This is a genomic window from Halomonas sp. 3D7M (assembly GCF_014897885.1).
Lineage (GTDB): Bacteria > Pseudomonadota > Gammaproteobacteria > Pseudomonadales > Halomonadaceae > Vreelandella.
This window is the reverse complement of sequence record NZ_JABUZF010000268.1, coordinates 56,513-57,197: the sequence shown is the minus strand read 5'-3', so window position 1 is coordinate 57,197 and position 685 is coordinate 56,513. Positions and strand designations below refer to the sequence as shown.

Sequence of the window (685 nt, the reverse complement as noted above, 5' to 3'; positions counted from 1 at the left end):
GAGCCGTTAATGGCTCGGTTTATTTGATTCTATTATTGATGGGGGTAAGTCTTGCGGGCCTTGAAAACCTGGGCAGCCAGCTTTCAAGATTAGGCGGTAACGCGCTGCTGCTGTTTAGCATTACTACCGTGCTCAACTTGGGTGCACTGTGGTGGCTATCTCGCCAAGTGGCTTTGAAGGCCGGTAATTCACCAGTGGTGAAGAACGCTCCTACTAGCAAACTGGCGGCTATGCAGGGTTCACTCATGTTGGTAGGTGTGGTGGCTGCTGGCGTGGCATTTGGTTTGCTAATTGGCCCTATCATTGGGGAAACGCTGTTTACCACCGCCGACTGGCTGGCAGAGTGGGTGCTATACGCACTATTGATGCTGATTGGCTGCCAGCTACGCAATTCCGGCATGCCACTTAAACAAATTTTGCTGAATCGCCTAGGACTTGCCATCGCGGTCACCCTTGCGCTGAGCTCGCTACTGGCTGGCTTGTTAGCCGCCCCGCTTCTCTCACTTAGTTGGAATGAAGGCTTAGCCATGGCATCTGGCTTTGGCTGGTATTCGCTTTCGGCTATTTTGATTGGCGACCAACTTGGTCCGTTAATGGGCGGCGTGGCGTTTTTCAACGACCTTACGCGCGAACTGCTGGCCTTTATTCTGATTCCTCTCGTTATCCACCGCCACACCGCGCTAGC

Annotated in this window: 1 protein-coding gene; it reads left to right on the top strand. The window is 53.1% G+C overall.

From position 1 onward, the window contains the following. Positions 1–685 (top strand): lysine exporter LysO family protein (locus INT22_RS18195; protein ID WP_226912895.1); only part of this gene is annotated, 685 nt, incomplete at both ends.